The organism is uncultured Streptococcus sp., from assembly GCF_915066115.1.
GTDB lineage: Bacteria > Bacillota > Bacilli > Lactobacillales > Streptococcaceae > Streptococcus.
Window position 1 is genome coordinate 22,662 of sequence record NZ_CAJZDT010000008.1, and the last position, 6,000, is coordinate 28,661.

The following is a 6,000-nucleotide window of genomic DNA, read 5'->3' on the forward strand; positions in this document are numbered from 1 at the left end:
CATCAGGATAGTAACATTATACCACTAGAAAGAGAATGCGACAAGTTTACTGAAATGGGTTACTAAGTTCGTATAGAAGAAAAACCTCGCTAACAGCGAGGTCAAGACAGGGGAGATAGCAGGTATTTTGCCAAAGAAAGATCACATACCAAAAGATAAACCTAGAAAAAGCAAGCCTAGAAAGGAATCATAGAGAAGATTGAACATGAGGAAAAGCCCCCATATCATCATGTAATCCCAACGCCCACTTCGTTTAGCAACTAGGAATAAAATTAGATGGTAGAATACATGAAAGACTAAAAATCCGATAAAACCTGGATAAAGAAGGGGAATCAGCTTTTCTAATTGCCAGATCATGATAACTTCTACCAAGACTGAAACTAGGATAATTCCATAATAAAAGAAATTTGATTTTTGAAAAGAGTGTTTCATCATTCTCCCTCCCTTCACTTGTTTCCTGCTATCCTTTCTTTTATTTTATCATATATTTATATAGTTTTTAAGCGCTAACATTCTTTTGAAAAATACTTTTTTTGCTTTACTTCTATAGTGAAAAGGTTTACAATAATAGTAAGAAAATTTCAGGAGGTTTCATTATGGCACAACGTTACCAAAATATCATGGTCGCAATCGATGGTTCTAAAGAAGCGGACTTGGCTTTTGTCAAGGGAGTTCATTCTGCTCTACGAAACGATGCTAAACTCACCATCGCACATGTCATTGACACACGCGCACTCCAAAGCGTATCCACCTTTGATGCTGAAGTTTACGAAGAACTCCAAGTCGACGCTGAAAGTCTGATGAAAGAGTACGAAAAACGTGCTAAAGATGCTGGTGTGGCAGATGTTCACATCGTCATTGAAATGGGAAATCCAAAAACCCTACTAGCACGTACTATTCCCGATGCTGAGGAAGTGGACCTCATCCTCGTTGGCGCAACAGGTCTCAACGCCTTTGAACGCCTCTTGGTCGGCTCTTCATCTGAATACATTCTCCGCCATGCTAAAGTCGATTTACTGGTGGTGAGAGAACAAGAAAAAACCTTATAATCATGAAGAAAAGGAGCCCAGAGCTCCTTTTTGTTTACTGTTTATTTCTCTCTTTATGACGCTCATAAGCCTTGAGCTGGCGCTGCAGTTCCTTTTTAATAGCAGGTTCTGGAGCATATTTTTCTTCCCAATCATCTGGTTTTAAGATTTTGTGGGTCACTGGATCAAAATGAGCCTTGCCATCTGGGAAAATTTTCCCCATATTAGCCTGATGGACAATATCAAAAATACGTTCTGGGTCCACCCCCATCAAGACAAAACTACCATAGGTAAAGTAAAGCGTATCAATCAAGGCATCTACCTGACCTATCAAATCTTGCTGAGCAGGCGTCTTCTTGGCTACTTTATCTGCCGCCTTATCAAGAGCTTGATGAAGTTGCGATAGAGCTTGACCAAAATCCTCTTCAGAAGGACTGGCAGCTCTAACAAATTCCACCAATTCTTCTATTTTAAAGCCAGCCCTGTGGGTTGCACCTTCTAAATCCCAAGCTCGTGGTTCTTCTTGGGTCCGTTCATCCATCATATGGTGGAAGGTCTTGACCTTATTGAAATGATAGTCACGGCTAACAAAGACTTTTTCTGAGGCCAGAACACCAAAATGTTCCAGGGCCTTGTGGATTCCGTCTTGCTGATTGCTGGTAGTGATATGCTTGGCAACTTCCTTGACACTGCTACTACCATTTCCCATAGCGACCGACATACCGACACCTGCAAGCATTTCTAGGTCGTTATCTGAGTCACCAAAGGCCATCACTTGGTTGAGGTCAAAGCCATATTCTTTCCCAACTCTGCGAATACCTTCCAATTTAGAATTCCCTTGATTGATGACATCCGCTGCAAATGGATTGCTACGTGTCAATTTCAAATCTTCAAAATCAGCTGCTGCCTTCTCAGATTCTTCTGGAGTCATCAGCATCAAAACTTGGTAAATAGGCTGATTCATCAGATGAAGCAGGTCTTCTTCCTTTTGGGGAACAACCTTACTGACCATGCGATTAAAGGAATGACTCACCGTCCGAGTTAAAACAGAGGGAACGAAGCGACTGATTCGTTGAGAAAAAGAACCCAAACCAAAGGACATGATTTTAGAACCTAACATGGCATCCTTGGTCCCTAGGGCAATCTCCTTGCCCTCTTTTTTAGCATAAGTAATGAGGTGACGCAAATGTAACTTGGAAATTGGGCTCGTGAACAAGACTCTGTCTTTAGTAAAGATATACTGGCCATTGTAGGTTATCGCAAAATCCAAGTCCAAATCGTCCATCAATTCCTTAACAAAAAAAGGTCCTCGACCTGTCGCTACGCCGACAAGCACCCCTTGTTCTTTGACGACTTTAATCGCGTCCTTAGTGGATTTCAAAACACTCTTGCGATCGTTGACCAAGGTTCCATCGATATCAAAAAAAACAGCTTTGACTTCCATCCTATCCCAATCTCCCCTTTTGTGATACAATGATTATACCACATTTCAGAAAGAGTGAGTAAATCATGCCTAAGAAAATCCTTGTTTTACATACAGGTGGGACTATTTCCATGCAGGCCGATGCTTCTGGCGCTGTTGTGACGAGTTCAGATAATCCCATGAACCATGTGTCCAACCCACTTGAAGGAATCCAAGTCCACGCCTTGGACTTTTTTAACCTACCAAGCCCCCATATCAAACCCAAGCATATGCTAGCCCTCTACCAAAAAATCAAAGAGGAAGCAGATAACTACGATGGGGTTGTGATTACACATGGAACCGATACTTTAGAGGAAACAGCTTATTTCCTTGATACCATGGAAGTTCCCCATATGCCTATCGTTCTAACAGGTGCCATGCGTAGCTCCAACGAACTCGGCAGTGATGGCGTTTATAATTATCTGAGTGCTTTACGAGTGGCTAGCGATGGCAGAGCTGCGGACAAAGGGGTTTTGGTCGTTATGAACGATGAAATCCATGCTGCCAAGTATGTTACCAAAACGCATACGACCAACGTCAGCACCTTCCAAACTCCTACCCACGGCCCCCTTGGTCTCATCATGAAACAGGAAATCCTCTACTTCAAAACCGCTGAACCTCGTGTTCGCTTTGACCTTGATCACATACAAGGCTTGGTCCCTATCATCTCGGCTTATGCTGGTATGACAGATGAGCTAATTGATATGCTGGATTTGGAACAATTGGACGGTTTGATTATCCAAGCCTTCGGAGCTGGTAATGTTCCCAAAGAAACGGCTCAAAAATTAGAAAGCCTTCTGCAACAAGGAATCCCAGTCGCCCTAGTTTCACGATGCTTTAACGGTATCGCTGAGCCTGTTTATGCCTACCAAGGTGGGGGCGTGCAGTTGCAAAAATCTGGTGTCTTCTTTGTTAAAGAACTCAACGCCCAAAAAGCTCGCTTGAAACTCCTCATCGCCCTCAATGCCGGACTAAAAGGACAGGCTTTGAAAGACTATATGGAAGGCTAAACCTCTTCTCTAAAAACAAATCAGGAAATCTTCACGATTCCCTGATTTTTTCTATTTACGTTTTCGTGTTGAGCGACGTTCTGTCAAACCATGAGGTAAGAGAACTTCACGTTCTTCCAACTCTTCCTTGTGCATAATCTTAGTCAACATACGCATACTAATAGCACCAAGGTCATAAAGAGGTTGGGCAATAGTTGTCAAGTTTGGACGGGTAAAGCGTGAGATTTGTGAATCATCACTAGTAATGATTTCAAACTCTTCTGGTACTGACACACCCTTATCAGCAAGGCCGTTCAAGACACCTGCTGCCAACTCATCACCTGTTACAACTGCTGCAGTTGCATTTGATGAAATCAAGCGTTCTGCCAAGGCATAACCGTCTTCATAAGTGTATTTAGATTCAAATACCAATCCTTCGCTATAAGAAATACCTGCTTTTTTCAAGGCTTCCTTGTAGCCAACCAAACGAACCTTACCATTGATGTCATCCACTAGTGGACCGCTAACAAAAGCGATGCGCTCGTTCTCTTTAGCAAGGTAGGTCACTGCATCAATCGTAGCTTGTTTGTAGTCAATATTGACACTTGGAAGCTGATGTTCTACATCCACAGTTCCTGCAAGAACAACTGGTGTTCGAGAACGAGAAAACTCTGAACGAATTTTTTCAGTCAAGTGGTAACCCATAAAGATGATACCATCCACTTGCTTAGAAAACAGTGTATTGACCACTGAAACTTCCTTGTCATCATCCTCATCACTATTGGCAAGGACGATATTGTACTTGTACATTTCAGCGATATCATCAATCCCTTTAGCAAGCGTTGAGAAATAGCCATTGGTAATATTCGGGATTACGACACCAACAGTGGTTGTCTTTTTACTTGCAAGACCACGCGCCACTGCATTTGGACGGTAATCCAAACGATCAATCACCTCAAGCACTTTTTTACGGGTGTTCTCTTTTACATTCTTGTTGCCATTGACTACACGGCTAACTGTCGCCATTGAAACTCCTGCTTCACGGGCGACATCATAAATCGTTACTGTATCGTCTGTATTCATTCTATTTCCTTTCTATATCATACCTCACGAGACTCCAAAAAAAGAGACGGTATGAAAATTTCGTTTTCATGCTTCTGCTTATTCCATTTTATCACTATTTGTAAACACTTTCAAGTATTTTTTGAAGGTTATTTGAAAAAAATTTCATAGAAAACTATGTTTATGAAGAAAAAATCACCTTTTCTTGATTTTTAATCCTATTTGCTGTATGATAAGGGAAAAGAAAGGGGGCAGAAATATGGCTTTTACCAATACCCACATGCGGTCAGCTAGTTTTGGCATTGTTACCAGCTTGCCTGATGATGTTATTGACTCTTTTTGGTACATCATCGACCACTTCTTAAAAAATGTCTTTGAATTGGAGGAGGAACTCGAGTTTCAATTGCTTAATAACCAAGGAAAAATTACCTTCCACTTTTCAAGTCAACATCTCCCTACAGCCATTGATTTTGACTTTAACCACCCTTTCGACCCTCTTTATCCCCCGAGAGTCCTGGTTTTAGATATGGACGGTAGAGAAACTATCCTCCTCCCAGAAGAAAATGACCTATTTTAAAAACTCTAGCCTTCAGTTACAAGCGACTGAAAACTAGAGTTTTTTCTATTGTTTCAAAGCATTATACAAGTTGCGGATCGGTTGCTTTAATGTCGGATGGATAAAATGAGGCGCAATTTCCTGTAAGGACTCAAGGACAAAAAGGCGTTCCGCTATATAAGGATGAGGCAAGATGAGGTCGTCTGTATAAAGAATCTGGTCCTCTACAAAGAGCAAGTCCAAATCAATCAAACGAGGCCCCCAATGCACTTCTCTAACCCGTCCCATCTCTGACTCAATGGCTAACAAGGTTTCTAACAAGACTGGTGCTGGTAGCCAGGTTTCCACCTCAACCACTTGATTAGCAAAGCTATCCTGCTCCACTCCACCCCAAGGCTCCGTTGCTAAGACACTGGACTCTTTGAGAATATGGATGCCACGATTTCGCATTTTCTCAATGGCTTGTTTCAAGTTTGCTTGTTTATCTCCCATATTGCTTCCTAGGGCGATAAAGGCCCGTTGCTTGCGACGATGAATGGTTACCGAGCAAGTATCTAGTGGCAAATGCACTGGCGCCCAAGGTTTTTTCAGTTCCAGCTTCATTTCTTGGACAAGAGGATAAGCCTCAAAAGTACGTTCTACTAGTTTGTAGGCTACCGTTTCAATCAAGTCCTCAGTGGTTTCCTGAAACCAAGTCGTCCACTGCTGACACAGTTCTCCGTAATGGACAGATGCTGTTAAATCCAAGTCTGTCGCCGCCTTAGTCATATCATAGGATAAGCTTGCGGAAATAACAAACTTCTGCCCCAATTCTTTCTCACTTGAAAAAAGACCATGATAGGCAAAAATTTCCAAATCTTTAATCTGCAGTTGATCCATAACTAGTCCTTTCTAGAAAAATCC

General features: G+C 41.9%; 7 protein-coding genes. 3 read left to right on the top strand and 4 right to left on the bottom strand.

Annotation, left to right across the window (positions count from 1 at the left end; genetic code table 11):
- Window positions 1-141: 141 nt before the first annotated feature.
- Window positions 142-435, bottom strand: a complete 294-nt coding sequence (locus QZ565_RS01420; protein ID WP_295524480.1) for a hypothetical protein — start codon at window positions 433-435, stop codon at window positions 142-144.
- A gap of 161 nt (window positions 436-596) precedes the next feature.
- Between QZ565_RS01420 and QZ565_RS01425 the strand changes: the two genes are divergently transcribed.
- Entirely contained in the window at window positions 597-1,049 is a 453-nt protein-coding gene (locus QZ565_RS01425) for a universal stress protein (RefSeq protein ID WP_000079148.1), read from the top strand.
- 34 nt (window positions 1,050-1,083) lie between these two features.
- Here the strand turns inward: QZ565_RS01425 and QZ565_RS01430 are convergent, their stop codons facing one another.
- Window positions 1,084-2,472, bottom strand: a complete 1,389-nt coding sequence (locus QZ565_RS01430; RefSeq protein ID WP_295524491.1) for a Cof-type HAD-IIB family hydrolase — start codon at window positions 2,470-2,472, stop codon at window positions 1,084-1,086.
- A 65-nt stretch (window positions 2,473-2,537) separates the two neighbouring features.
- On the opposite strand from QZ565_RS01430, the gene QZ565_RS01435 reads away from it, so the two are divergent.
- On the top strand, window positions 2,538-3,500 hold the full coding sequence (locus QZ565_RS01435; protein ID WP_295524493.1) for an asparaginase: 963 nt from the start codon (window positions 2,538-2,540) through the stop codon (window positions 3,498-3,500).
- A 51-nt stretch (window positions 3,501-3,551) separates the two neighbouring features.
- On the opposite strand, the gene ccpA is transcribed toward QZ565_RS01435, so the two are convergent.
- Window positions 3,552-4,562: a catabolite control protein A gene (gene ccpA / locus QZ565_RS01440; RefSeq protein WP_001090627.1), complete on the bottom strand. Its 1,011-nt coding sequence runs from the start codon at window positions 4,560-4,562 to the stop codon at window positions 3,552-3,554.
- Window positions 4,563-4,800: 238 nt separating this feature from the next.
- On the opposite strand from ccpA, the gene QZ565_RS01445 reads away from it, so the two are divergent.
- Window positions 4,801-5,118: a DUF960 domain-containing protein gene (locus tag QZ565_RS01445; RefSeq protein ID WP_000886035.1), complete on the top strand. Its 318-nt coding sequence runs from the start codon at window positions 4,801-4,803 to the stop codon at window positions 5,116-5,118.
- 45 nt (window positions 5,119-5,163) lie between these two features.
- Here QZ565_RS01445 and folK read toward each other — a convergent pair whose 3' ends face one another.
- Complete coding sequence (folK, locus tag QZ565_RS01450; protein ID WP_295524496.1) at window positions 5,164-5,976, bottom strand: 2-amino-4-hydroxy-6-hydroxymethyldihydropteridine diphosphokinase; 813 nt, start codon at window positions 5,974-5,976, stop codon at window positions 5,164-5,166.
- Between the last annotated feature and the right edge of the window lie 24 nt (window positions 5,977-6,000).

Bases quoted from the DNA above. Each gene is read 5' to 3' on its own strand.
- QZ565_RS01420 (WP_295524480.1), bottom strand. From the start codon at position 435: ATGATGAAACACTCTTTTCAAAAATCAAATTTCTTTTATTATGGAATT.
- QZ565_RS01425 (WP_000079148.1), top strand. From the start codon at position 597: ATGGCACAACGTTACCAAAATATCATGGTCGCAATCGATGGTTCTAAA.
- QZ565_RS01430 (WP_295524491.1), bottom strand. From the start codon at position 2,472: ATGGAAGTCAAAGCTGTTTTTTTTGATATCGATGGAACCTTGGTCAAC.
- QZ565_RS01435 (WP_295524493.1), top strand. From the start codon at position 2,538: ATGCCTAAGAAAATCCTTGTTTTACATACAGGTGGGACTATTTCCATG.
- ccpA (WP_001090627.1), bottom strand. From the start codon at position 4,562: ATGAATACAGACGATACAGTAACGATTTATGATGTCGCCCGTGAAGCA.
- QZ565_RS01445 (WP_000886035.1), top strand. From the start codon at position 4,801: ATGGCTTTTACCAATACCCACATGCGGTCAGCTAGTTTTGGCATTGTT.
- folK (WP_295524496.1), bottom strand. From the start codon at position 5,976: ATGGATCAACTGCAGATTAAAGATTTGGAAATTTTTGCCTATCATGGT.